This is a genomic window from Thalassospira sp., assembly GCF_048059015.1.
Taxonomy (GTDB): domain Bacteria; phylum Pseudomonadota; class Alphaproteobacteria; order Rhodospirillales; family Thalassospiraceae; genus Thalassospira.
In genome coordinates this window covers 85,984-109,693 of sequence record NZ_JBLLNT010000013.1, presented here as the reverse complement: position 1 = coordinate 109,693, position 23,710 = coordinate 85,984, and the positions used below count along the sequence as shown (strand labels likewise).

At 52.3% G+C, this 23,710-nt stretch carries 20 protein-coding genes, 1 tRNA gene and 1 pseudogene; 11 read left to right on the top strand and 11 right to left on the bottom strand.

Translation table 11 applies throughout. The features are described 5' to 3' along the window. Positions 1–10 precede the first annotated feature (10 nt). The 9 genes and pseudogenes from ACMZ66_RS17225 to ACMZ66_RS17185 all read right to left on the bottom strand — a co-directional run bounded on the left by ACMZ66_RS17225 (position 11) and on the right by ACMZ66_RS17185 (position 9,874). Positions 11–697, bottom strand: coding sequence for a DsbA family oxidoreductase (locus ACMZ66_RS17225; RefSeq protein ID WP_416939008.1), 687 nt, complete (start codon positions 695–697; stop codon positions 11–13). A 4-nt stretch (positions 698–701) separates the two neighbouring features. Beyond that, entirely contained in the window at positions 702–1,925 is a 1,224-nt protein-coding gene (locus tag ACMZ66_RS17220; RefSeq protein ID WP_416939007.1) for a phosphopentomutase, read from the bottom strand. A gap of 59 nt (positions 1,926–1,984) precedes the next feature. Beyond that, the gene (deoC, locus tag ACMZ66_RS17215) at positions 1,985–2,818 is read right to left on the bottom strand and encodes a deoxyribose-phosphate aldolase (RefSeq protein WP_416939005.1); all 834 of its coding nucleotides are present in this window, start codon (positions 2,816–2,818) and stop codon (positions 1,985–1,987) included. Between the two features lie 226 nt (positions 2,819–3,044). Continuing rightward, positions 3,045–4,184 (bottom strand): succinylglutamate desuccinylase/aspartoacylase family protein, encoded by a 1,140-nt coding sequence (locus ACMZ66_RS17210; RefSeq protein WP_416939003.1) that lies wholly within the window; start codon positions 4,182–4,184, stop codon positions 3,045–3,047. A gap of 116 nt (positions 4,185–4,300) precedes the next feature. Further along, positions 4,301–5,044: an ABC transporter permease gene (locus tag ACMZ66_RS17205; protein ID WP_416939001.1), complete on the bottom strand. Its 744-nt coding sequence runs from the start codon at positions 5,042–5,044 to the stop codon at positions 4,301–4,303. 3 nt (positions 5,045–5,047) lie between these two features. After that, on the bottom strand, positions 5,048–5,740 hold the full coding sequence (locus ACMZ66_RS17200) for an ABC transporter permease (protein ID WP_416938999.1): 693 nt from the start codon (positions 5,738–5,740) through the stop codon (positions 5,048–5,050). Positions 5,741–5,853: 113 nt separating this feature from the next. Further along, on the bottom strand, positions 5,854–6,651 hold the full coding sequence (locus ACMZ66_RS17195) for a transporter substrate-binding domain-containing protein (RefSeq protein ID WP_416938998.1): 798 nt from the start codon (positions 6,649–6,651) through the stop codon (positions 5,854–5,856). Between the two features lie 88 nt (positions 6,652–6,739). Further along, the gene (locus tag ACMZ66_RS17190; protein ID WP_416939188.1) at positions 6,740–7,501 is read right to left on the bottom strand and encodes an ABC transporter ATP-binding protein; all 762 of its coding nucleotides are present in this window, start codon (positions 7,499–7,501) and stop codon (positions 6,740–6,742) included. Between the two features lie 427 nt (positions 7,502–7,928). Beyond that, positions 7,929–9,874: pseudogene (locus tag ACMZ66_RS17185) on the bottom strand (methyl-accepting chemotaxis protein). Positions 9,875–10,186: 312 nt separating this feature from the next. Between ACMZ66_RS17185 and ACMZ66_RS17180 the strand changes: the two are divergent. Together ACMZ66_RS17180 and ACMZ66_RS17175 are read left to right on the top strand one after the other, a co-directional pair. After that, complete coding sequence (locus tag ACMZ66_RS17180) at positions 10,187–11,161, top strand: TAXI family TRAP transporter solute-binding subunit (RefSeq protein WP_416938997.1); 975 nt, start codon at positions 10,187–10,189, stop codon at positions 11,159–11,161. A 114-nt stretch (positions 11,162–11,275) separates the two neighbouring features. Continuing rightward, positions 11,276–13,516, top strand: coding sequence for a TRAP transporter permease (locus ACMZ66_RS17175; RefSeq protein WP_416938995.1), 2,241 nt, complete (start codon positions 11,276–11,278; stop codon positions 13,514–13,516). An 87-nt stretch (positions 13,517–13,603) separates the two neighbouring features. Here the strand turns inward: ACMZ66_RS17175 and ACMZ66_RS17170 are convergent, their stop codons facing one another. Next, positions 13,604–13,942, bottom strand: coding sequence for a zinc ribbon domain-containing protein YjdM (locus ACMZ66_RS17170; RefSeq protein WP_416938993.1), 339 nt, complete (start codon positions 13,940–13,942; stop codon positions 13,604–13,606). A 112-nt stretch (positions 13,943–14,054) separates the two neighbouring features. Beyond that, positions 14,055–14,144: transfer RNA gene (locus ACMZ66_RS17165), tRNA-Ser, on the bottom strand. A gap of 161 nt (positions 14,145–14,305) precedes the next feature. Between ACMZ66_RS17165 and ACMZ66_RS17160 the strand changes: the two genes are divergently transcribed. The 9 genes from ACMZ66_RS17160 to ACMZ66_RS17120 all read left to right on the top strand — a co-directional run bounded on the left by ACMZ66_RS17160 (position 14,306) and on the right by ACMZ66_RS17120 (position 23,611). Beyond that, complete coding sequence (locus ACMZ66_RS17160; RefSeq protein WP_416938991.1) at positions 14,306–15,130, top strand: YdcF family protein; 825 nt, start codon at positions 14,306–14,308, stop codon at positions 15,128–15,130. A 20-nt stretch (positions 15,131–15,150) separates the two neighbouring features. Continuing rightward, positions 15,151–16,155, top strand: a complete 1,005-nt coding sequence (locus ACMZ66_RS17155; RefSeq protein WP_416938989.1) for a lytic murein transglycosylase — start codon at positions 15,151–15,153, stop codon at positions 16,153–16,155. A 72-nt stretch (positions 16,156–16,227) separates the two neighbouring features. Beyond that, positions 16,228–17,274 (top strand): septal ring lytic transglycosylase RlpA family protein, encoded by a 1,047-nt coding sequence (locus ACMZ66_RS17150; protein WP_416938988.1) that lies wholly within the window; start codon positions 16,228–16,230, stop codon positions 17,272–17,274. Between the two features lie 209 nt (positions 17,275–17,483). After that, positions 17,484–18,572 carry a D-alanyl-D-alanine carboxypeptidase family protein gene (locus ACMZ66_RS17145; protein WP_416938986.1) on the top strand — a complete coding sequence of 363 codons (1,089 nt, stop codon included), beginning with the start codon at positions 17,484–17,486 and terminating at the stop codon, positions 18,570–18,572. Beyond that, on the top strand, positions 18,569–19,225 hold the full coding sequence (tmk, locus tag ACMZ66_RS17140; RefSeq protein WP_416938984.1) for a dTMP kinase: 657 nt from the start codon (positions 18,569–18,571) through the stop codon (positions 19,223–19,225). The genes ACMZ66_RS17145 and tmk overlap by 4 nt, the downstream gene beginning before the upstream one ends. A gap of 3 nt (positions 19,226–19,228) precedes the next feature. After that, positions 19,229–20,335: a DNA polymerase III subunit delta' gene (locus tag ACMZ66_RS17135; protein WP_416938982.1), complete on the top strand. Its 1,107-nt coding sequence runs from the start codon at positions 19,229–19,231 to the stop codon at positions 20,333–20,335. Between the two features lie 86 nt (positions 20,336–20,421). Then, the gene (metG, locus tag ACMZ66_RS17130) at positions 20,422–21,987 is read left to right on the top strand and encodes a methionine--tRNA ligase (protein WP_416938980.1); all 1,566 of its coding nucleotides are present in this window, start codon (positions 20,422–20,424) and stop codon (positions 21,985–21,987) included. Further along, positions 21,984–22,802: a TatD family hydrolase gene (locus ACMZ66_RS17125; RefSeq protein WP_416938978.1), complete on the top strand. Its 819-nt coding sequence runs from the start codon at positions 21,984–21,986 to the stop codon at positions 22,800–22,802. Before metG ends, ACMZ66_RS17125 begins: the two co-directional genes overlap by 4 nt. After that, a complete protein-coding gene (locus tag ACMZ66_RS17120; protein ID WP_416938976.1) occupies positions 22,799–23,611 on the top strand; it encodes an MBL fold metallo-hydrolase in 813 nt (270 codons plus the stop codon). Before ACMZ66_RS17125 ends, ACMZ66_RS17120 begins: the two co-directional genes overlap by 4 nt. The last annotated feature ends 99 nt before the right edge of the window (positions 23,612–23,710 follow it).

The window sequence follows — 23,710 nt, the reverse complement described above, 5'->3', positions numbered from 1 at the left end:
GACTCGCCGATTAAACCGGAATTTCTTCCTGACGTGCCAGCCGGATCATGCGCTGTAAAATGTCTGGTTCCTGCGCACCTGATAGGGCATGGCGGCTGTTAAACAGGAAGCACGGGACACCGGTAACACCCATCTGGTGGGCAACACGGTTTTCCTGGCCAACGAATTCGCGGTCCATATCACCTGACAGATATTCAAGGATCTCGTTGCGATCTTCACCGTGACGAACGGCAATGTCGGCCAAAAGTTCGTGATCGCCAATATCCTGACCTTCAAGGAAATAGGCGACGAACAAATCTTCGACCAAGGCATTGCCAACCGCCGGACGTTCGGCGCAAACCTTGTAAATCAGGCGATGAGAGTCCGTTGAATCTGGTGTCACCTTGATCTGGCCAAACTTGAAATCGATGCCGACAGCGGCACCGGCATCTTCGATTGCCTTGTAAACGCGTGCTGCACTTTCTGATCCGCCAAACTTTGCGGACAGATAAAGTTTGCGATCGATACCGCCGCTTGGCATGTCCGGATTAAGCAGGAAAGGGCGCCAGGTAATGATCAGATTATCGAGCTTCTCGCGCGATAAAGCCTTTTCCAGACGCTTTTTCCCGATATAGCACCACGGACAAATGGTATCGACAATCGCCTCAATGCGTATCGGCGACATGGATGGTTCACTTTGTCCGACCTGCCAGTTCATCAGCTTATCCGTTCAAGAATGACGTACCCGCTGCAAGCGGCGGAATGCCAAGATGATCTGCCACGGTCTGTCCGATATCGGCAAAGGTATCGCGCATTCCGAACGGGCCGGGGGCGATTGCAGGACCAAATGCCATAATCGGCACGAACTCGCGGGTATGATCATTGCCACGCCAGGTCGGGTCACACCCATGATCGGCGGTAATGATCACAAGATCACCCGGTTTCAATGCAGCACGAAGTTCCGGAATACGTTTATCGAACTCTTCAAGCGCGTTGGCATAGCCCGGAACGTCACGACGGTGACCGAATTCCATGTCGAAGTCCACCAGGTTGGTGAACACAATGCTGTTATCGGGTGCCGTTGCGATTTCGGTCATCATGGCGTCAAACAGCGCCATATTGCCCGACGCCTTTACCTTTTTGGCAATGCCACGATGGGCATAGATATCGGCAATCTTGCCAACAGAAATCACGGTACCACCGGTATTGCTGAATTGGTCAAGAAGAGTCGGTTTATGCGGCGGAACGGCAATGTCACGACGATTTGACGTGCGTTTGAAATCCGCTGGCGTTTCACCGATAAACGGACGGGCAATTACGCGGCCGATATTGTAAGGCTCAACCAATTTGAAGGCGATTTCACAAACTTCATACAGGCGATCCAGGCCGAAATGTTCTTCATGGGCAGCAATCTGAAACACGCTGTCTGCCGATGTGTAGCAAATCGGCATACCGGTTTTGATGTGCTCTTCACCCAGTTCGGCAATGATGGTTGTACCGGACGCATGGCAGTTGCCAAGAATGCCCGGAAGGTTTGCCTGTTTGATCAGCTCATCAGTCAGCTCGGCCGGGAAGGTCGGAACGGTTAGCGGGAAATAACCCCAATCAAAATCAACAGGTACACCGGCAATTTCCCAGTGACCGCTTGGGGTGTCCTTGCCGCGCGACAGTTCCTTGGCATGGCCAAAGGCGCCAATCATCGCACCACCATGATCAAGTCCCGGCGGTACACGTCCGGTTACGTCCTTGGCGGCTTCGCCAAGACCCAATGCAACCATGTTTGGCACATTCAGCGGACCGCTTCGCTGATCGCTATCAGCAAGTCCCTTGGCACAATATTCGGCGATATGACCAAGTGTATCGGATCCCTGATCGCCAAATTTCGATGCGTCCGGTGCGGAACCGATCCCAAAACTGTCTGCCACGATGATGATGGCACGTGCCATTGATGTCTTCCTTCAAACCTGATCGTGCGAGTGTTCTGTCTCGCAGATAGTCATTATTCTTAGTAGTTGCCAGTCGGAGCCGGCGCGTCACCCGGTTTTGCACCACATGTTTCAAGAAGGGCGGTCAGAACGCCACTTGCCCCGAAACGGAAGGTTTCCGGCTTAGCCCAGCCATCACCCATAATGTGATCGGCAATCGCGATATAAAGGGCCACGTCATCAGTGGTTTTTACCCCGCCCGATGCCTTGAAACCGGCATCGATACCGTCTTCGTCGCGTGCATCACGAATGGCGGTCAACATGGCAACAGCTGCTTCTGGTGTTGCACCGACCGGAACCTTGCCGGTTGAGGTTTTGACAAAGTTCGCGCCATGTTTGACCGCAAGGCGGGCGGCTTCGTAAACCTTGGTCAGGTCGTCAAATTCGCCGCTTTCAAGAATGACCTTCATCGTGGTCATTGAACCACATGCCATGCGAGTGGCATCCACAACATCAGCAGCAATTGCGCTATCTCCTTCGATGAAGGCCTTATACGGGAAGACCAGATCAACTTCGTCAGCACCCTTGGAAACACAGTCTGCGGTTTCATCACCGACGCGCTGTGCATTGGTGCCACCAGCCGGGAAGTTAACGACCGTTGCGGTCTTAACACCAGACTGGCCAAGTGCACGCCATGACGTTTCGATAAACGGCGCATAGACGCAAACAGCAGCCGTATTGCCAACCGGCGTTTGCGCGCGTTTGCAAAGGGCTTCGATGACCTCTGGCGTGTCATCATCGTTCAGACTGGTAAGGTCAAGAACGGAAATGGCACGAAGTGCAGTATCAGCGTCTGCAACAGCCTTTGCTTTTGCTGCGGCAATTACGTCAGAAACAGTTTTAGGGTCGAACATCGGAACATCCTTGCAACGCGCGAAGCGCGGTTAGTCGGTTAAGCGTCATCATCGAAAACAAGCGGTCCCAATGACGATGAAGGTCGGGGTTATAAACGCATCCGACCGAAAAGATAAAGACGGATCAATCCATCGCCATGAAGGTATCCAACCTTGCCCCGGCAATCAATCAATCCGTCCCAAAACACAGTTTCAATCAGAACAGGGAAAAGTACCCGTTTTGATGTTATTTCGACAGCAGAAGCTGACCTTCACGGCCCGGCAAAGGCGCATCACCGGCAACAGAGCAAACATTGCCACCCGGAACGATCAGGCGAATGCCAATCCGGGAATACAAAACGCCATCCGTACGGCTTGAGAACGGTGTTTTCTGACCGGTTTCACAATCAAGAACATAACCCAGTTCCTGACCGGCTTTGACCTTGTCACCGGCGTTTGCGGAAAACACAACCATGCCACCATGCGGGGCCATAACCCGATCAACACCCGATAGCGGGGTTGCATCGCATTTCGCCTCTGGCAACGGGCCGGGGTCACCAGCAATCAAGCCACGGCGCTGCAGGAATTTGAACATGTTGGCAGCATCGGGAATGGCGTATTCATCATACACATCGCGATCTCCACGAAGCTCAATCGTGGTCGCAAGCGTTGCCATCGGGATTGGAAACTTGTCGCCTAGCGCGCGGCGCAGTTCGACCCATGGGCGGCTGAATGCTTCATCAAACGGGTTGTCCCCACTGATTTCGGCAATCAGGCTGCATTCTGAACCGATCTGTGCCGAAAGATCTGCTGCATCCGGCCAATTGTGATCGCTGATGTAAAGATGCATCGGCGCTTCCCAGTCGCAATGCAGATCAAGAACGTAATCTGCATCGATCGCAAGTTCCGCCAAGGTCAGTCGCAGGTCCTGAAGATCGGTTAGCGGGCTGACTTCGTTGCGGTGTTCCGTGATCAGGCGACGCAGTTCTGCGCGGATCAGCGTTACGTTCTCATCGGCATCCTGACCAAGCTTGCCTGCAACGGCCTTAATCAACGCTTCGCTCAGATCCGGGTAATGACGGTTGAAGTTCTGACCGCTGCGCATCTCAAAGCGGCCAAGCGGCTTCATATCGACATACTGGGTAAAGCCGATCGGGTTGGCAAAAGGCACCACGACGATTTCACCGGTGATTTCACCTTTGTCTTCGGCCTCTTTCAGCAACGCTTCAAGATGATGCAGGGTAATAACACCGGGCAGTTCATCGGCATGAAGGGCGGCCTGGAAATAGGCCTTTGGTCCGCTGCCGGCTTTGCCGTAACGACGAACGGTCAAGGCGCGGGAAGTTCCCATCTGCGGGCGAATGAGTTCAATGCGTTCTTCTTGCATTTCGATATCCTGGAAAATGGTGGCGTGTGGGGCAAAGAACCCGGCCGGATCAAAATAGCGGTTGGCGCGATACCAAAGCTATTCGTCTCCAAAGGCCGGGTTTTAATGTCTTCTAATCAGGCAGAGGCAGCTTTGGCTGCACCAGCTTGTTTATCTTTACGGCGTTCATTGCGGCGCAGATATCGCTCAACACCCTTAAAGCCAAATGTCAGCGTGTAGACGATGATCAAATAGATCACACCGGCCGAGATAAAGGCTTCATAGGGAAGGGCGGTTCGCGCCACGATCTTACGCGCAGCACCTGTCAGTTCCATCATGGTGACGGTGGATGCAAGCGATGTTGCCTTAAGCGTAAAGATCACATCGTTGGTATATGCCGGCCAGATCATCTGCCACATCCGCGGGAAGATGATGCGACGATAGGTGGTTGCTGATGACATCCCGCAGGCACGCGCGGCTTCAAGTTCGCCATTTGGTACGTTCTGAATGCCACCACGCATGATTTCAGCAACATAGGCCGCGGTGTTCAAAACAAAGGTCAGCAGGCAATACCAATAGGGATTCCGCAGATATTCCCAGCTCCAGTGATCCTGAATGCCATCGATATTCGCGATCAGCTGTCCGACGCCATAATACATCATGAACAGCTGCCCGATCAGGGGCGTGCCGCGGAAAACATAGATGAAGGCAAATGGAAGTGCCTGGATCCAGACTTTCTTTGAAACGCGGGCAACAGCCAACGGAATGGCGAGCAATGTTCCAAATGTCACCGAGATGACAAGCAACTCGGCCGTCAAAAGAAAGCCGCGCCATAGCCATGTGTCGTATTTGCCAAGAACGTATATCAGATCTTCAAACATCGGTTACGCCCTCGCTATGCCGCGGGCAGCCCGCTTCTCAAGATGATTGAAGACAAGCAACGAAACCGTTGTAAATGAAAGGAACATCAGCATCGCAACGAGATAGAACGTAAACGGTGCTTTTTCCGTTCCCGCACCAATCGCGGCCTTACGCATGATCTCTTCAACACCGACCACGGAAATAAGCGCGGTGTCCTTGATCAGGACCTGGAACAGGTTGTTAAGACCGGGCAGTGCGAAACGCCACAGCTGCGGCAATTTGATGCGCATGAAAATCTGCATCGGCGTCATGCCACATGCGGTCGCAGCTTCGATCTGACCGATCGGGATGGACTGCATGGCAGCACGGAAGACTTCGGATGCAAACGCACCCTGAACAAGTGCAAGTGCCGCAACACCGGACCAGAAGGCCGGAATATCAACGCGGGTTTCTTCGCCGGAAATCAATTCGGCTATGTTCTGAACGGCAATCGTGCCGCCGAAATAAATCAACAAAATAACAAGAAGTTCAGGGATACCGCGAATAAGGACGGTGTAACTTTCCCCGATCACGCGAAGCGTGCGATAGCGCGACAGCTTGGCTGAAGCACCCAACAAACCAATGATAATCATGAATGGCAAAACGGTCAGGCAAAGCTGAACTGTAACCAGTCCCCCTTCGAGCATCTGCCAGCCGCGGCCGTATAAATCGAGCATGGTATCTCCAGCTTTCCTTGATGCTGAACGCGCTTCAAGCCCCTGATTAGAAGACCCGAACAACAATAAGGGTGGGGCGGCACATTAATGCCGCCCCGGAAACGTCTGACAGATCAATTCGGATGCAGATTGATCGTCGGGAAGTACTTTTTGTTCAGTTCTGCGTAAGAACCGTTAGCAAGCATTTCCGCCAGAGCCTTGTTGAAGATTTCCTTCAGGTCCTGGTCTTCTTTACGGATACCGATGCCAGCGCCGTCGCCGAACCACTGGCTCGGAGCGAACTGGTTGGAAACGAAGCCATAGCCTTTGCCTTCGTCAGACTTCAGCCAATCTTCGAGGGTACCGGAATCAGCAAGGGTCGCGTCAACGCGGCCAGCGGTCAGGTCAAGCAGAGCTTCGTCCTGGGTGCCATACATGCGGATTTCGATGCCCGGGAAGTTATCTTCCAGGAAGTTTGCGTGCGTGGTCGAACGCTGTACGCCGACAACCATGCCATCAAGAGCGTCTTCGACGACTTCGCCATCTTTGTACGCTTCGATGCTCATGCCGTCTTTACCAACGAAAACAGCCGGAGTGTTGCTGTAGTAGTTGGAGAAGTCGATGGAGCGCTTACGCTCTTCGGTGATCGACATCTGGGCGATGATTGCATCATATTTTTTGGCCAGAAGACCCGGGATCATACCATCCCAATCCTGAGCAACGATTTCGCACTCGACTTTTGCGGTTTCGCAAAGCTTGGTTGCGAAATCAACGTCAAAGCCGATCAGCTTACCGTTTTCGTCCATCATGTTGAACGGAGGGTACGCGCCCTCGGTTGCAACAACGACTTTCTCCCAAGCAGCACTTGCTGCGGTTGCGCTCAGTGCAAGGCCGACAGCAGCGGCAGATGCAACCTTAATCCAGTTTTTCATTCAAACTCTCCCTTGTAAATTGGAATGGCGCGCAATTCATTGCTTCCATTCTGACGGTCAAGACACACCATGCCTTGACCTGCCCAAATCAAAAGTCACGCTGCAGGAATTGCTTCATGCGTTCTGATTTTGGATTCTCAAATACATCAGTCGGATTGCCGAATTCCTCGACGCGTCCCTGATGCAAATACATCACGTGGCTGGATACCCCCTTTGCGAAACCCATTTCATGGGTAACGACCAGCATCGTGCGGCCTTCTTCGGCCAAATCTGTCATAACCTTAAGCACTTCACCGACCAGTTCGGGATCAAGTGCAGATGTCGGTTCATCGAACAGAAGAACTTCCGGCTCAATCGCAAGCGCACGTGCAATTGCTGCACGCTGCTGCTGACCACCGGAAACATGTCCCGGATAGTAATCGCGTCGCTCATACATGCCGACTTTTTGCAAAAGCGCATCGGCACGTTCGATTGCTTCTTTCTTGGGAACGCCAAGAACATGAACCGGTGCTTCGATCACGTTTTCCAAAATGGTCAGATGACTCCAGAGGTTGAAGCTCTGAAACACCATGGCAAGTTTGGTACGAATACGCTGGAGCTGTTTTTTATCCGCGGCTTCCTGCGATCCGTCCTTAAGGGTTTTCATGCGAATAAGTTCGCCATGAACTTGGACTTTCCCCGCATTCGGGGTTTCAAGCAGGTTGATGCAGCGAAGAAATGTACTTTTGCCCGAACCAGACGAGCCAATAATCGAAATTACGTCCCCGGTATTGGCCGTAAGGTCAATGCCTTTAAGAACCTCGTGGTCCCCAAAGCTTTTGATCATCCCTTCGACCTGTAGGGCGGGTATGTTTTTGCTCATATCGAGTTAAAAATTCCCCTGTTTGAGAGTCCAAATTTTTCGTTCGTCTTAGCACCAAAATCAGGTGCTCCCCCACAAGACACGCCAAAGCGCCTCTCATTCCGTCAATAATTGCCTGTCCAACGAGAGCATTTCCACTGATTTTTTGCAGTTTTATGAAGAAAACAGCGGTTTCAATTGGTTATCGGTCTCGATTGGCAACCGCATCGCACAAATCGTGCAGCAGTAAGGGATTTTACGCAATAAAAAACTACGATGATTTTTTGGGTAATCGATAATGACCTTCGGGTGGGGCTTCGTTCCAGCCAAGTGAAGACTCCCTTGAGCCGAAAATCGGGGACAGCTAACAACAAAACACCGCCAGCGGGAACAAACCCAAACTGACGGTGTGATGTGCTAGAACTCGAAGACAGTCTTATTCGTTGTCACGGACCGATTTCAGGAAGCCAAGAACTTCTTCGCGAAGGCGTTGAGCAAGCTGACGCATTTCACGTGATGAATTCAGCAAGGAGTTTGCCTCCTCGCTCACCATGTTCGACGCATGTGAGACGGCCGAAACGTTCTGTGATACTTCTTGCGTACCGGATGCGGCACGTTGGACGCTGTCAGCAATTTCGCGCGTTGCTGCGCCTTGTTGCTCAACCGCTGCCGCAATCGCATTACAGAATTCATTGATGCGTTCGATCGTAGCCGAGATGGACTCAATTTCCGAAACGGAGCGGGTAGAGGACCCTTGAATACCATCGACCTGCGTCTGGATGTCGCCGGTTGCCTTATCGGTCTGGTTGGCAAGTGATTTGACCTCACCGGCCACCACTGCAAAGCCTTTGCCCGCATCACCGGCACGGGCCGCCTCGATCGTAGCATTCAGCGCCAAAAGGTTGGTCTGACCTGCAATATCCTGAATAAGACCAACGACCTTGCCGATACGCTCGGCGGCCTCTGCAAGCTCCGTCACAGTCGTTGTGGTGTTGTTGACACCTTCGACAGCCTCCGTTGCGACATCAATCGATTGGGTGACCTGCGCACCAATCTCGCGGATGGCTGCGGATAATTCTTCTGTTGCGGATGCAACCGCCTGAACGTTTTCAGTGGTTATGTTGGCCGCATTGGACACGGCTGCAGCACGCGCCGTAGATTTTCGGCGTTGGCAGAAAGCTGTGTTGCAACCGATTGGGTTTTTTCCGCCGCATCGGCAACAGTTTCCACGATCGATAGAACGCTTTGCTCAAAGTTATCGGCCATTTGATCAAGGGCGCGTTTGCGTTCCTTTGCTGAACGCTTTGTTGCTTCCTCGTTCTCACGGGCCAATCGATCAACTTCCGCGGCGTTGTTTTTAAAGACAAGTACGGCTGCGGCCATTGCACCAATCTCGTCTTTGAGTTCAGTACCTGGTACGTCCACGTTCTTCTCGCCATTCGCCAGACGGGTCATGGCGGATGTCATGCTGAGCACGGGTGTGGAAACCCATGTCCGAACAAGGATGCCCATCAGGCCCATGATCGCCAGAACCGCAATGATAGCTGTGATGATCGCTGTATATCTAAACTCGCTGAGCGACGCGTAAGCAGCTTCGCGATCCAATGCGAAACCAAGATACCAGTTAACCGATGGCAGGCCTTCAACCCGGAAGAAGGTGAAAAGCTGCTCGCCCGTGCCGTTAAGGACGTTGTCCATGCCTTCTGCAACAGAAGGCGTGTCATTCGGGAAAACTTCGGCAATCGGTTTAAGGGTGAAGTCCTTGTTTGGGTGAATAAGGATCGTGCCTTGGTCATTCACCAGGAACCCATAGCCGATACCACCCAGATCGATACTGCGGACCAAGTCGCCAAGGATCCCAATATCAATATCGCCACCAACAACGCCCAAAAGTTTAGAGCCATCAAAAACCGGTGTGGTGGCAGTTACAATCAACTGACCGGTAGAAGCATCTGTATAGGGTTCGGTAAGTGTGCTGTCGCCAATTGCCACGGCATCACCGTACCAAGGACGTTGGCGGGGGTCATATCCTGGCGGCAGCTCGTCGGGCGGATACATCGTCATCACGCCCTCGGCACTTCCAAAATACGAATAAATAAATGATTTAACAAGTGCTTCGCCGCTGGCGATCTCGCTCACAGTATCTGGCGAGCTATCACGGGCGATGTTGTTGGCAAGGCTTTCGACAAGCAGACGGCGACCATCAAGCCAGTTGGAAATCCCCGCTGTTGCCAGCGATCCACTTTCGGTCAACTTCGATTGCAGAGCGCTTTGGATCGACGTTCGTTGCTGATAGTCAAAATAAAGAATAAACGCCACAAAGGTGGCAACGACGATCATTGCAGCCGCAAGCAGTATTCGACTACCGATATTTAACGACATCCAATCCCCCTCCAACAACAGTCTGATTAAGGGTCAGATTGGGTTGTTCGTTTGGTATTACAAGCGGTTGAGAAGAGGGGGATTCATTTAATTTAGAAGATGCGATTATAGAAAGGTGACAGCACCAAATTGGCCCGTATTCGACCAAAGTCGAACACGTACAGAGATCGACATCACTATGCATCAGAGCCGAATTAGTTATTGATAATAAGACATATTGCCTTCAACCTTGTGGTTCCCCATATGTGAACTCCTTTGGGGGCAACGTCGTATCAATAACGTCGCACAAATACCGATTAACGGAGGAAATAAATGAAACGCGCTTTATTTGCAGGGATGGCGGTCGCGTTCGCTTTTGGGAGCACCGCTGCCGTTGCTCAGGATCGCACCGGTTGGCCGGAGAGTTTCACTGTCGGCACCGCCTCTCAGGGCGGCACCTATTTCGCTTATGGCTCAGGCTGGGCCAACCTTGTTGCTGAAGAACTTGGTGTTTCCGGTGGCGGCGAAGTCACCGGCGGTCCGATGCAGAACATGGCACTGGTTCACACCGGTGAAGCTGCATTTGGCATGACCACCATGGGCCCGGCAGCTGAATCGCTTGCTGGTACCAACCCGATTGCACCGGGCGTACAGATGACCAATGCTTGCGCAATGTTCCCGATGTACCAGACGCCGTTCTCGATCACGGCTCTGTCTTCATCTGGCATCGCATCCGTTGCAGACATTCCGGCAGGTGCAAAAATCGGTTTCGGTCCGGCTGGCTCGACTTCCGACACCTACTTCCCGCGTATGCTTGAAGAACTCGGCGTTGATTTCGAACGTCGTAACGGCGGCTGGTCTGACCTTGGCGGTCAGCTTCAGGACGGCCTTCTTGACGTGATCGCGTTCGCAGCAGGCGTACCGGTTCCGGCGGTTAGCCAGCTCGAAGTTCAGACCGATGTGAACATCATCGAATTCACCGCAGAAGAGCAGACGAAAATCATGGATGCCTTCCCGGTATCCGAATTTGATATCGCTGCTGACACCTATACCACGCTGACCGAACCGGCGCGTTCGGTCTCGATGTGGAACTTTGCGATTGCAAACTGCGACCTTCCGGAAAGCTTTGTTTACGCAGCAACCGACGTCGTCATGTCTGACAACGATCGTATGGTTTCCATCCACCGTGCAGCCCGTTCGACCGTTCCGGCAAACTGGAACAAGAACAAGGTCATGAAATGGCACCCGGGCGCTGCCAAGTGGTTCAACGAAAATGGCGCATCCATTCCGGCGGACATGATCCACTAATTCTGTCCGAATGAATGCCGCAGGGCGGGCTACCAATCTTGGTGGCCCGCTTTGACTCTATCGCCACAAAGAAGCTAGCTAAGAACAATTGAACAAAGAGTGTGGGGAAACCTGATGACCGAACCAAACAAAGTGGAAGACGAACATCTCATCGCCGATGGCGTTGATGATGAGCCGGTTGAAAATAACCGCCGTCTTTTTGAGGGACGGGGCCTTGCTTTTATTACCATTTCTGCCGCGATTTACGCGGCTTTTCATATGTTGGCCCTTAATGGTGTCTCGCTTTCGGGTATGACCGGTGGTCTGGTCAATCTCGGTTTCCTGCCAGATTTCCCGATGGAAACATGGAACTTCCGTATCGTTCACGTGGCAGGTGCGCTTGCTCTTGGTTTCCTTTGGTATTCTGCCAACAAGTTTGTCGATGACCAATCATCACAAACTCCGATGCTGAACTATCTGGCCTATGCGCTTTTGGTTCCGGCATTCGTGGCTGTTGGTACCGCGATCAGCTTCTATTTCGAGATTGCTGATGGCGTGATGTGGAACGGCATTGATGCCCGCATCAAGTTCAACGAAACTTGGGTCTTCGGGGCACCATTGATGGTGGCAACCGTTGGCGGCATTGTGCTGTCATGGGCAAACAAGACCACCCGCGACAAATATTCCGCACCTGATTTTGTGCTGGCTGTTTGCGGGCTGGCTGTTGCGATCTATCTGATCACGATCTATGGCACTTTGATGCGCAACTCGACCGGTACGCCGTTTGCGCCGATTGGTATTTCGATTGCGGCTATTTCCGGCACGCTGTTGATCATGGAGTTGACCCGCCGTGTCGCTGGTCTTGCGCTTGTGATTATCGCAACGATCTTTCTGGTCTATGTCTTCGTTGGTGAATTCCTTCCGGGCTTCCTGCAGTCGCCAGCCATTACCTGGCAGCGCTTCTTTAGTCAGGTTTATACCGATGCAGGTATTCTCGGCCCGACGACTGCTGTTTCCTCGACCTACATCATTCTCTTCATCATCTTCGCCGCCTTCCTGCAGGCATCCAAGGTTGGCGATTATTTCGTGAACTTTGCCTTCTCGGTGGCGGGGCGTGCGCGTGGTGGCCCGGCAAAGGTTGCGATCTTTGCTTCTGGCTTGATGGGTATGATCAATGGCACCTCGGCGGGTAACGTTGTGGCGACCGGTTCGCTCACGATCCCTTTGATGAAGAAGGTTGGTTATCACAAGAAAACAGCCGGTGCGATTGAAGCCGCTGCTTCGACCGGCGGCCAGATCATGCCGCCGATTATGGGGGCAGGGGCCTTCATCATGGCTGAGATCACCGGTATTCCATATACCGATATCGCGATTGCGGCCGTGATCCCGGCGATCCTTTATTTCGTGTCGATCTATTTCATGGTCGATTTCGAAGCGGCCAAGCTTGGCATGCGTGGCATGAAAGAAGACGAGCTGCCGCGCTTTAACACCATGGTCAAACAGGTCTTCCTGTTCCTGCCGATCATCATCCTGATTATCGCGCTATTTATGGGCTATTCCGTCATCCGTGCTGGTACGTTGGCAACGGTTGCGGCCGTAGTTGTCAGTTGGCTAACCCCGCATCGTGTCGGTGTTCGCTCCGTGGTCAAGGCCTTTGAATTGGCGGGCGGTATGTCGATCCAGATCATCGCGGTCTGTGCTTGTGCGGGTATCATTGTTGGCGTGATTGCCCTGACCGGCGTCGGTGCACGTTTCTCCAACTTGCTGCTTGGCCTTGCAGAAGCATCCCAGCTGCTCGCACTGGTCTTTGCCATGTTGATTGCCATCCTGCTTGGTATGGGAATGCCGACGACCGCAGCTTATGCTGTTGCAGCGTCTGTGGTTGCACCGGGCCTGATTGAGCTTGGAATTGAACCGCTTACAGCACACTTCTTCGTGTTCTACTTTGCGGTTGTTTCGGCGATTACACCGCCTGTTGCGTTGGCATCCTATGCTGCGGCGGGTATTTCCGGAGCCAACCCGATGGAAACATCTGTTGCATCGTTCAAGATCGGCATTGCGGCCTTCATCGTGCCGTTCATGTTCTTCTATAACGCTGCAATCCTGATGGATGGAACTTACATTCAGATCGGTCAGGCGTTTGTCACCGCTGTTGTCGGCGTGTTCCTGCTGTCGGCTGGTGTTCAGGGCTGGTTCCTTGGTCGTGACGCGGTCTGGTTCCTCCGCATTGCGTTGATCGTTGCGGCTCTGTTCATGATTTCTGGTGGCCTGATTACCGATCTGATCGGCGTCGGGATGGCAGGAGCAATCTGGTTTGTTCAACGCGTGATCAAGCCAAAGCCGGGTGCAACGTTCCGAACCGGCAGCGCTGACTAAACAGCGTGATCGAAAGATGCATAACAAAAAAAGCGCACCAGAGTTTGGTGCGCTTTTTCTTTTGGGTAGCCTATTCTGCTTAAGCAGTTACTCGGCCACTTTCTTCACGAATTCAGACTTCAAGCCCATCTGACCGATGCCTGGAATTTTGCAATCAATGTCATGGTCGCCATCAACCAGGCGAATGCCTTTGACTTTGGTCCCGACCTTTACAACTGCCGAGGATCCTTTGACCTTAAGATCCTTGATCACACTTACCGTGTCGCCGTCGGCAAGTGGTGTGCCATTGGAATCGCGAACGACATTCTCTGAGCCTGCATCTGCAGACGCCGACCATTCATGGGCGCATTCCGGGCAAATCAGAAGCTCGCCATCTTCGTAGGCGTAGGGCGACTGACATTTCGGACAGGCGGGCAACTCACTCATTCCAGAAACCTTTTTGACATCATTTTTTGAATGCAAACAATAAACAACATTCACGCTGCAATGTCTTTGCGCTGCGTCAAATCGCTGTGTTCAGAAATGTCTGGGAAATGAATGGCGGAGAGGGTGGGATTCGAACCCACGGTACCCGTAAAGGCACGACGGTTTTCAAGACCGTTGCATTCAACCACTCTGCCACCTCTCCGCAAATATGGTTGGAGCTTTCTGCTCTGGGCGCTTTCAATAAATTGGGTGCGCGGCCCTGTCAATAGGCCAATCCAACTTTGCATCAAAAGCTGGTTAAATAATGTGATTTCAGTATGGTACCAGCAACTACAGCGCGAGCAACCTCTGGGTCCATAACAAGTGTTTTATTTTCTATCAAAAACTGTCGGTCATCTGATCAATACCGGAATGATGCATGGGATCATATTGACAGTTCTAATTTTACTTTTGCTGCTGAACAGCACTCGGCGTTTTGCTGTCAAAGGAATCCTCTGCGTCACAGTTCTGTCTGTCTTGATCACTATTGTGCCGGTCGGAACATTTTTATCTCGTGAACTAGAGAGGCGCTTTGACAAGCCAGACTTAAGTGACACTGAGTTTGTTGGTGTGGTGACCTTGTCGGGGAGCCTTGATCCTCGTGCCTATCTAACGCGGGGAGAGGTACAGTTTCCCAGCGCTCCGGACAGGGTTTTCACCATGCTGCAACTTGCCAACCAGTATCCGGAACGACCTGTCATTTTCACAGGTGGCGACGGGGTACTTACTGACAGAGGATTTAGCGAAGCTGCGGTGCTGCAATCGTGGCTTAACGATTTGGCGATGCTAACAGACAATATGTATTTTGAAGTTCACGCACGAAACACACATGAGAATGCGCTAAATTCACTTGAAATGATTTATGGAAATTGGCCGGAATTTGTGAAAAAGCCTTGGTTGCTAGTGACTTCTGCAGAACATATGCCGCGCGCGGTAGGCGTTTTTCGCAAAGCTGGCTGGAATGTAATTCCGTACCCGGTCGGCAGATTCACTTCAGATGAGATCCATTTAACAAGTCTTAACGTCTCAAGCGGTATCAAATCTCTAGGGCGCGGTCTGCGCGAATGGGTTGGTTTGACCGCCTATTACTGGACCGGGCGAACGGATGAATGGTTTCCCGGACCAAGCGCCGAGGTAACTGAAAACTGATATCGTGGATGAGGCTTTTGATGAAATTCTGGAAACTGCTGACTGCTGCGTCTGTAATTGCCGTGATGAGTGCAAACGCTCCTGCCTTTGCACAGACGGATGAAAAACTTCCAGAATTCACCACAGAAGGCTTCGAAGAATGGTTGGTGGCTTTCAAAAAGGAAGCTGCTGAAAAGGGCATTTCTCAGCCTACGCTTGAGGTTGCCTTTGCCAATACCAAGCCGATCCCGAAAGTCATCGAATACGACCGTAGTCAGCCGGAATTCAAACTGACATTTGAACAATATATTCAGCGCGTCGTTCCGCAGTCGCGCATTAATGAAGGCCGCAAGAAATACGCTGAAAACCGCGCGGTGATTGATGCTGCAGCGAAGAAATACGGCGTACCTGGCCACTATCTGACGGCGTTTTGGGGGATTGAAACCGGATTTGGTCGCCACACGGGTGGGTATTCGGTTGTTGATTCGCTTGCTACCTTGGCCTTCGAAGGTCGCCGTGCCGAATATTTCCGCAAAGAGCTGATGAACGCTTTGACCATCATTGATGCCGGTCATATTGCAGCCGAAGATATGTCTGGTTCCTGGGCCGGTGCGATGGGCCAAGCGCAATTTATGCCGTCAACCTTCCTGAACTATGCGCGTGATGGAAATGGCGATGGCAAAATCGACCTTTGGGGTGCGAAGGAAGACGTATTTGCATCTGCTGCAAACTATCTGTCGACCGTCGGCTGGAAAGGTGACGAGCGTTGGGGCCGTAAGGTCAGAATCCCGAAAGATTTCGATAAGGCATTGGAAGGCCGCGACATTCGCAAATCGATCTCCGAGTGGCAGGAGCTTGGTGTACGTATGCCAAATGATACTGACCTGCCGCAGGCCGATATGAACGCGTCAATTGTTACAGTAAATGACGGTGAAGGTCCGGCTTATATGGTTTATAACAACTTCCACACCATCATGCATTGGAACCGGTCCACCTATTTCGCGATTGCGGTCGGCACACTGGCTGATGCAATTGCCGGTCAATAATTGAAGTGATTGGGTGAGGGGCCTATACCCCGCGCCAGATAAGACAGAGCATCTTTAAGCGGGGACACCTTGATGCCCAAAATCGGAAAAAGTGCGTTTGCACAGCTGCGTAAGAAAAGCCGCATCGGCGTGGCTATCGTTACGCTTGGCATGCTGCTGGCCGGCTGTGCGGAAACGCAACTTGCTGTTCATGGTGTCAAACGAATTGGTGGCGCACAAACACAGCCCACCCAAATCGGTAACTACAAGATTGGCAATCCCTATGAGATTGCCGGTCAGTGGTATTATCCGGCAGTCGATTATGAATATAACGAAACCGGGATTGCTTCCTGGTACGGGCCGAAATTCCACGGCAAAAAAACCGCCAATGGTGAGATATTCGATCAGTACGAAATTTCTGCAGCCCACCGTACCCTTCCGCTGCCAAGCATTGTCCGCGTGACCAACCTTGAAAACGGGAAATCGCTTAAGGTGCGTGTCAATGACCGCGGACCTTTCGCCCATGGCCGTATCATTGATATGTCGCGCCGTGCGGCCCAACTGTTGGGGTTTGAGAAAAAGGGCACGGCCAAAGTGATGGTCGAAATCGTCGAATTGGAAAGCCGTCAGATTGCTGCTATCGCCCAAGGAAAAGCCGCCCCGCAAGTAACTGTGGCCGAACAAAATACCGTGACAGCAGCACCGCGTGATGTGGTCGAAACAGTTCGCCTTGATGACGGACCTATTACCGAGAGCGGTGAGCCAACCACGTCAAAAGTCAAACTGACGCCGCCATCGGCTCAGACTGCTTCGGTTACATCCACACCGCTGGAAGGAACGATCGAAGAAGCATCTGTTGTTCAAGTCGCGCCTGTTTCTTCATCGATCTATGTGCAAGCTGGTGCTTTTTCGATTTATGATAACGCGTTAAATCTGCGCAATCGGCTCTATGATTTGGCACCGGCCAAGATCGAACCGATCGATGTCAAAGGAACGACGTTTTACCGCGTACGACTTGGTCCACTAAACACAGTTCCTGAAGCGGACATCTTGCTTGAGCGCGTTATCGCAACTGGTCAGAACGGCGCGAAAGTTGTGGTTGAATGTGCTGATGGTGGTTCTGCGACATCTGGTTGCTGATCACCTGATTTGCTTTTAGAAACGACGTGCTGTTGCACAATTTTGCCGAATTTGCGACATAAGCAACAGTGCAGATACGCCGAACATCGGTGGAAATACATTTATTTAAACAGGGTTAGGATGCCATGACTTTGATGCCGCCAATTCCGTTCAAAAATAGTCTGAACCGGGTAGTGGCCGGGGCCGCAATATTTGGGTCCGTCTTGGCAATGTCGATGACCAGCGCGCAGGCAATTGAAACCAATGCGCGCGAAGCATTCATTATGGATTTTGATACCGGTACGGTTCTTCTGGATAAAGAAGGCGACAAACTCACCGAACCGGCATCCATGACGAAAATGATGACCGTCCATATGCTGTTCAAGCATCTGAAAGACGGAAGCGTTTCCATGGATGACACCTTCCACGTCAGCGAGAAAGCCTGGCGTAAGGGCGGGTCGAAGATGTTTGTTGAGGTAAACTCCAACGTCTCGGTTTCAGACCTGTTGCACGGTATTATCGTTCAATCGGGTAACGACGCCGCCATTGTCGTCGCAGAAGGTCTTGCCGGCACAGAAGAAGCGTTTGCCGATGAGATGACCGAAGAGGCGCGTGCGATCGGTATGACCAAGTCGGTCTTTAAAAATGCAACCGGCTGGCCTGCCGAAGGGCATCTTGTGACTGTCCACGATCTTGCGATTCTGGCACGTGACACGATCCGCAACTTCCCGGAACTTTATGAGCTCTATTCCGTCAAAGAGTTTACCTATAACGGGATCCGCCAGCCGAACCGCAATCCGCTTTTGGGGACGAGTGCTGGTGTTGATGGCCTGAAAACCGGTCATACGGAAGCGGCGGGCTATGGCCTTACAGCATCAGCTGAACGTGATGGTCGTCGTTTGATCATCGTTGTGAATGGTCTGGATTCTGTTCGTGAACGCAGAACGGAATCACAAAAACTCCTGGATTGGGGTTTCCGTGAGTTCGACAATTACGACCTGTTCACAAAAGGCGAAACTGTCAGTGCAGCCAACGTTTGGCTTGGTGCTGAAACCAAAGTCGATCTGGTTGCGGACAAGGACATCCTTCTGACCCTGCCGCGCAGTGCAAGCAACGACATGAAGGTATCGGTTGTTTACGAAGGTCCAATCCCGGCACCGATCGCACAGGGTGATCAGGTCGCAACCTTGAAGGTTGAAGTTCCAGATCAGGAAGCCATCGAATTCCCGCTTTATGCGGCCCATGATGTCGGCCGTCTTGGCTTTGTCGGCCGCATTGGTGCTGCCATCAAATACTTGCTCTGGGGGGCAAACGGGTGACATCGAAACCCGGTTTGTTTATCAGCTTTGAAGGCGGCGAGGGAAGTGGCAAATCCACCCAGATCAGGCGTCTTGAGAAATGGTTTCGCGATAATGGCCGTGACGTTGTTGTCACCCGTGAACCTGGCGGTTCACCGGGCGCTGAGGAAATCCGCAATCTGCTTTTGACCGGTGATCCCGGACGTTGGGATGCGGTCACCGAAGCCCTTTTGATGTTTGCATCGCGCCGTGATCATGTTGAACGCACCATTCGCCCGGCATTGGCGGACGGAAAAGTTGTCCTTTGTGACCGTTTTGCTGATTCTTCCGTTGCATATCAGGGCTATGGTCATGGTCTTGGCGCGGACTACATCCGCAATCTTTGGAACCTGGCCATTGGCGACTTTAAGCCAACGCTTACGCTGATCTTCGATCTACCGATTGAGGTGGGGTTGGAACGTGCAGGTGCACGTTTTGCCAATGTCAGTGCCGCCGAAGACCGTTTTGAGCGCATGGGTCTTGAATTCCATCAGCGCCTTCGCGACGGGTTTAAGGAAATCGCCACAACCGAAGCATCACGCTGCCGCGTCATTGATGCCAATGGCGATGTTGAAACAGTGACTGAACGGGTAATCGCCGCAGTTCAAACCAGCATTGCCGGGCAGGGAGCCTGACACATGGCTGCTGACGACCTTAACGAAGACGAAAATCCATTCGCACCACGTCGCAACGATGCACTTCTGGGCCATGAAGAGGCCGAGAAGGTCATTCTGGATGCCTGGAACAGCCAACGTATGCACCATGCCTGGCTGCTTTGCGGACCACGCGGCATCGGTAAAGCAACACTTGCTTATCGCATGGCACGCTTCATCCTGTCGGGTGGTGGTGCAAATGCTGGCATGGGGTTGTTTGGTGATAGCCCGGATGGCCTTTATGTCGATCCCGAGAAACCCGTCGCCCGCCGTATCGCCGGTGGTGGTCATGGTGATCTTAAGGTGATCGAGCGTCTTTATGACGATAAGAAAAAACGCCTGCAGGGTGAAATCACCGTCGCAAGCGTGCGGACCGTCGGCAACTTCATGTCAAAAACCTCGGCCGAGGGCGGATGGCGTATCGTCATTGTTGATGCAGCTGATGAGCTAAACCGCAATGCTGCCAACGCGATCCTCAAGGTTCTAGAGGAACCACCGGCAAATGCGATGATGATCCTGATTGCGCATCATCCGGGGCGTTTGCTGCCAACCATTCGGTCGCGTTGTCGTCGCTTGAACTTGGGCGCACTTCAGGACCATCAGGTTGTTGATCTTTTGGGGCGCTATTGTGCTGATATGGATCTTAGTGATCGTGATGCGCTTTCGGGTCTGGCCGAGGGCAGCATTGGCCGTGCACTTCAATTACACGAAGTTGGCGGTCTTGAAATGTATACCGAGTTGGTCCGACTGATCGCCGAACTACCAAATTCCGATGTCGCGGCCCAACACAAATTCGCTGAACGCTTTTCTGCAGCCGACAAGGATGCGGCGTTCGCCACGATCACGGAACTTCTGCATTGGTGGCTGGCGCGCATGATCCGTTTTGCAGCCACCGGGCAGGCGCCGCGTGAGGTTGTTGACGGTGAATTGCCTGCCATGCAGCGCATGGCTGCTGCGCAACCGCTTGATCAATGGCTGGAGGTATGGGAAAAGATCAACGAATTGATGGGCGCGACCCGCGGTTTGCATCTTGATCGCAAGCAGGCCTTGCTAAATGCCTTCTTCATGCTTGAAGAAACCATGCGAACCTGACATCACTGCCCACAGACCGAAATTTTGACCATCACGGCCCATTTCGGGCCGTTTTGTTTCACGACTTGCGCGAAGGATTTGCGACCATGACCGGGCACAAACAGCCCTATTACATCACGACACCGATCTATTACGTCAATGACAAGCCGCATATTGGCCATGCCTATACGACGCTTGCCTGTGACGTGCTGGCCCGCTTCAAGCGCCTGGACGGTTATGACGTGATGTTCCTGACTGGCACTGACGAACATGGTCAGAAGGTCGACAAATCCGCTGCCGCCAAAGGCATTGATCCGCAAGCCTTCACCGATCAGGTGTCGCAGAACTTCCGCGATCTTGCCGGTCATATGAACTACACCAATGACGATTTCATCCGTACCACGGAAGAACGTCATAAAAAGGCCTGCCAGGCTCTTTGGAACACCTTGCTTGAAAAGGGCGAGATCTATCTTGGTTCCTATGACGGCTGGTATTCGGTTCGTGACGAAGCATTCTTTGCAGAAAAAGAACTGATCGAAAAAGACGGCGAGAAAATCGCACCGACCGGCGCACCGGTAGAGTGGGTGTCTGAACCGAGCTACTTCTTCAAGCTTTCAGCTTGGGGCGATCGTCTGCTTGAGTTCTATGAACAGAACCCGGACTTCATTGCACCACAGTCGCGTCGTAACGAAGTGATCAGTTTCGTTAAAGGCGGCATGCATGATCTTTCGGTATCGCGCACCAGCTTTAAATGGGGTGTTCCGGTTCCGGGCGACGAAGATCACGTCATGTATGTCTGGCTTGATGCGCTGACCAACTACCTGACCGCGATTGGCTATCCGGATGCGGACCCGGCGAAGCTTGAAAAATACTGGCCGGCGGATCTGCACATGGTTGGCAAGGATATCCTTCGTTTCCACGCCGTTTACTGGCCGGCATTCCTTTTGGCTGCAGGCATCCAGCCGCCGAAACGTGTGTTTGCGCATGGCTGGTGGACCAATGAAGGTCAAAAGATTTCCAAATCAATCGGCAACGTAATTGATCCATATGACCTGACCGAGAAATATGGTCTGGATCAGACGCGTTACTTCCTGATGCGCGAAATTCCGTTCGGTAACGATGGTGATTTTGCCCATCGTGCAATGGTCAATCGCATGAATAGCGAGCTTGCCAACGACCTTGGCAATATGTGCCAGCGCGTTCTGTCGATGATCCACAAAAACTGCAACGCAGCAATCCCGACGCCGGGTGAGTTCACCGACGCCGATAAGGAAATCCTTGGCAAAGCCCATGGCATGCTGGGAACAGTGCGTCCGATGTTTGACGAGCAGGCGTTCCACAAAGGGCTTGAGGCAATCTGGAGCCTTGTGGGGGATGCCAACCGCTATGTTGATGAAATGGCGCCGTGGGGTCTGAAAAAGACCGATCCGGCACGTATGGAAACCGTTCTGTATGTGTTGGCTGAAGTCATTCGCCACGTTGGTATCCTTGTTCAACCAATCATGCCGGATTCCGCTGCCAAGATCCTCGATCTTCTGGTTCTGGGCGATGATCAGCGGGGGTTTGACATGCTCGGTGCTGAAAATGCGCTTAAACCGGGTTCGGAGATCCCGAAACCGGCCGGTGTATTCCCGCGCTATGTCGAAGCGGAAGACGAAGGAGCGAAGGCATGAATGTCGCGCTAGTCGACAGCCACTGCCATCTCGACTATCCGCAGTTCTCAGATGATCTGAGCGGGACCATCGCGCGCGCCAGAAATGCCGGCGTCGGCATGATGGTTAGCATCGGCGTAAAGCTGACGACCTTTGATCAGGTCCGTGCTGTTGCAGAACAGGCAGATCACATCTACTGCACGATAGGCGTACACCCGCATGAAGCAGGCGAAGAGGGGCTATCAAGCCCCGATGAGCTGATCGCGAAGGCGTCTGATCCCAAAATCATAGGGATCGGTGAAAGCGGGCTAGATTATTTCTATGATAATGCCCCGCGTGAAGCGCAACGCGAAAGCTTCCGCGCGCATATCGCCGCATGTCGTGAAACCGGACTTCCATTAATCGTTCATACCCGTGATGCGGATGACGACACGATGGATATCCTTGAAGAAGAATATGAAAAGGGGCCGTTTACCGGCGTTATTCATTGCTTCTCAAGCTCGGCCACATTGGCGCAACGTGCGCTCAAGATCGGGTTTTATATCTCGTGCTCGGGCATTATTACGTTCAATTCTGCCAAGGAAATCCGTGCAGCTCTTGAAGATGTTCCAATGGACCGTTTGCTCGTGGAAACCGATGCACCGTATCTGGCACCAGTTCCCAAACGCGGCAAACCCAACGAGCCAAGCTACGTAGCCCATACAGCGGCCAAACTGGCGGAAATCAAAGGCGTAAGCGTCGAGGAAATTACCCGGATTACCACGGATAACTTCTTTAACCTGTTCAACAAAGCGGATCGCAAGAACCTTCTGGTGCCAGGAGATGGCGCACAGTGACCAAAGTAACCATCCTTGGCTGCGGCTCATCAAATGGCGTGCCATCAGTTGGCCTTGGATGGGGAAAGTGTGACCCGAACAACCCGAAAAACCGGCGTTTGCGGAGCTCAATCCTGATTGAGGAATCTGGCAAGAAGATCCTTGTTGATGTGACGCCGGATTTCCGCGAACAGGCACTGCGCCACAATATCGATCATCTAGACGCAATCTTGTTTACCCATTCGCACGCAGACCATGTGCATGGCATTGATGATGTCCGGTGGCTGAATGTCGCGATGGGTAAACCGATCGACATCTATGCCAGTGCACAGACGATCTCGGACATCGATCAGCGTTTCAATTACGTGTTCACACCGCTGCCAGAGGGCGTTGAGTTCTATTTCAAGCCGGTATTGGTACCGCATGTGATCACAGGACCGTTGGAGGCAGCAGGGGTCCCGATAACTGTTTTCTCCCAGGATCACGGTTATGGTGAAAGCCTTGGTTTCAAAATCGGCAAATTTGCCTATTCAACAGATGTAGTGGATTTCCCGGATGCGTCGAAAGAACATCTTTATGATCTTGATGTCTGGGTGGTCGATTGTCTGCGCCACAAGCCACACAACACGCATGCTCATCTTGAAAAGCTGTTGGCCTGGGTTGACGAATACAAACCCAAGCAGGTCTATATGACTCACATGAGCATCCTGTTTGATTACGACGAAGCGATGCGAGACACACCGTCACATGTTGAACCAGCTTATGACGGGCTTGTTATCGAGGTGAATGAAGAAGCGTTAGAGCCGATCGATTGTCGGCGCGTGGAGTGAAATGCACGAAAGGTGCCCGATGTTTTAGCTGCACACGTAAGTTCTATAATATATATTATGACAAATATTTAGATGCAGTAGATCAGTGCATTAGGCTTA

Bases quoted from the DNA above. Each gene is read 5' to 3' on its own strand.
- ACMZ66_RS17225 (WP_416939008.1), bottom strand. From the start codon at position 697: ATGAACTGGCAGGTCGGACAAAGTGAACCATCCATGTCGCCGATACGC.
- ACMZ66_RS17220 (WP_416939007.1), bottom strand. From the start codon at position 1,925: ATGGCACGTGCCATCATCATCGTGGCAGACAGTTTTGGGATCGGTTCC.
- deoC (WP_416939005.1), bottom strand. From the start codon at position 2,818: ATGTTCGACCCTAAAACTGTTTCTGACGTAATTGCCGCAGCAAAAGCA.
- ACMZ66_RS17210 (WP_416939003.1), bottom strand. From the start codon at position 4,184: ATGCAAGAAGAACGCATTGAACTCATTCGCCCGCAGATGGGAACTTCC.
- ACMZ66_RS17205 (WP_416939001.1), bottom strand. From the start codon at position 5,044: ATGTTTGAAGATCTGATATACGTTCTTGGCAAATACGACACATGGCTA.
- ACMZ66_RS17200 (WP_416938999.1), bottom strand. From the start codon at position 5,740: ATGCTCGATTTATACGGCCGCGGCTGGCAGATGCTCGAAGGGGGACTG.
- ACMZ66_RS17195 (WP_416938998.1), bottom strand. From the start codon at position 6,651: ATGAAAAACTGGATTAAGGTTGCATCTGCCGCTGCTGTCGGCCTTGCA.
- ACMZ66_RS17180 (WP_416938997.1), top strand. From the start codon at position 10,187: ATGAAACGCGCTTTATTTGCAGGGATGGCGGTCGCGTTCGCTTTTGGG.
- ACMZ66_RS17175 (WP_416938995.1), top strand. From the start codon at position 11,276: ATGACCGAACCAAACAAAGTGGAAGACGAACATCTCATCGCCGATGGC.
- ACMZ66_RS17170 (WP_416938993.1), bottom strand. From the start codon at position 13,942: ATGAGTGAGTTGCCCGCCTGTCCGAAATGTCAGTCGCCCTACGCCTAC.
- ACMZ66_RS17155 (WP_416938989.1), top strand. From the start codon at position 15,151: ATGAAATTCTGGAAACTGCTGACTGCTGCGTCTGTAATTGCCGTGATG.
- ACMZ66_RS17150 (WP_416938988.1), top strand. From the start codon at position 16,228: ATGCCCAAAATCGGAAAAAGTGCGTTTGCACAGCTGCGTAAGAAAAGC.
- ACMZ66_RS17145 (WP_416938986.1), top strand. From the start codon at position 17,484: ATGTCGATGACCAGCGCGCAGGCAATTGAAACCAATGCGCGCGAAGCA.
- ACMZ66_RS17135 (WP_416938982.1), top strand. From the start codon at position 19,229: ATGGCTGCTGACGACCTTAACGAAGACGAAAATCCATTCGCACCACGT.
- metG (WP_416938980.1), top strand. From the start codon at position 20,422: ATGACCGGGCACAAACAGCCCTATTACATCACGACACCGATCTATTAC.
- ACMZ66_RS17125 (WP_416938978.1), top strand. From the start codon at position 21,984: ATGAATGTCGCGCTAGTCGACAGCCACTGCCATCTCGACTATCCGCAG.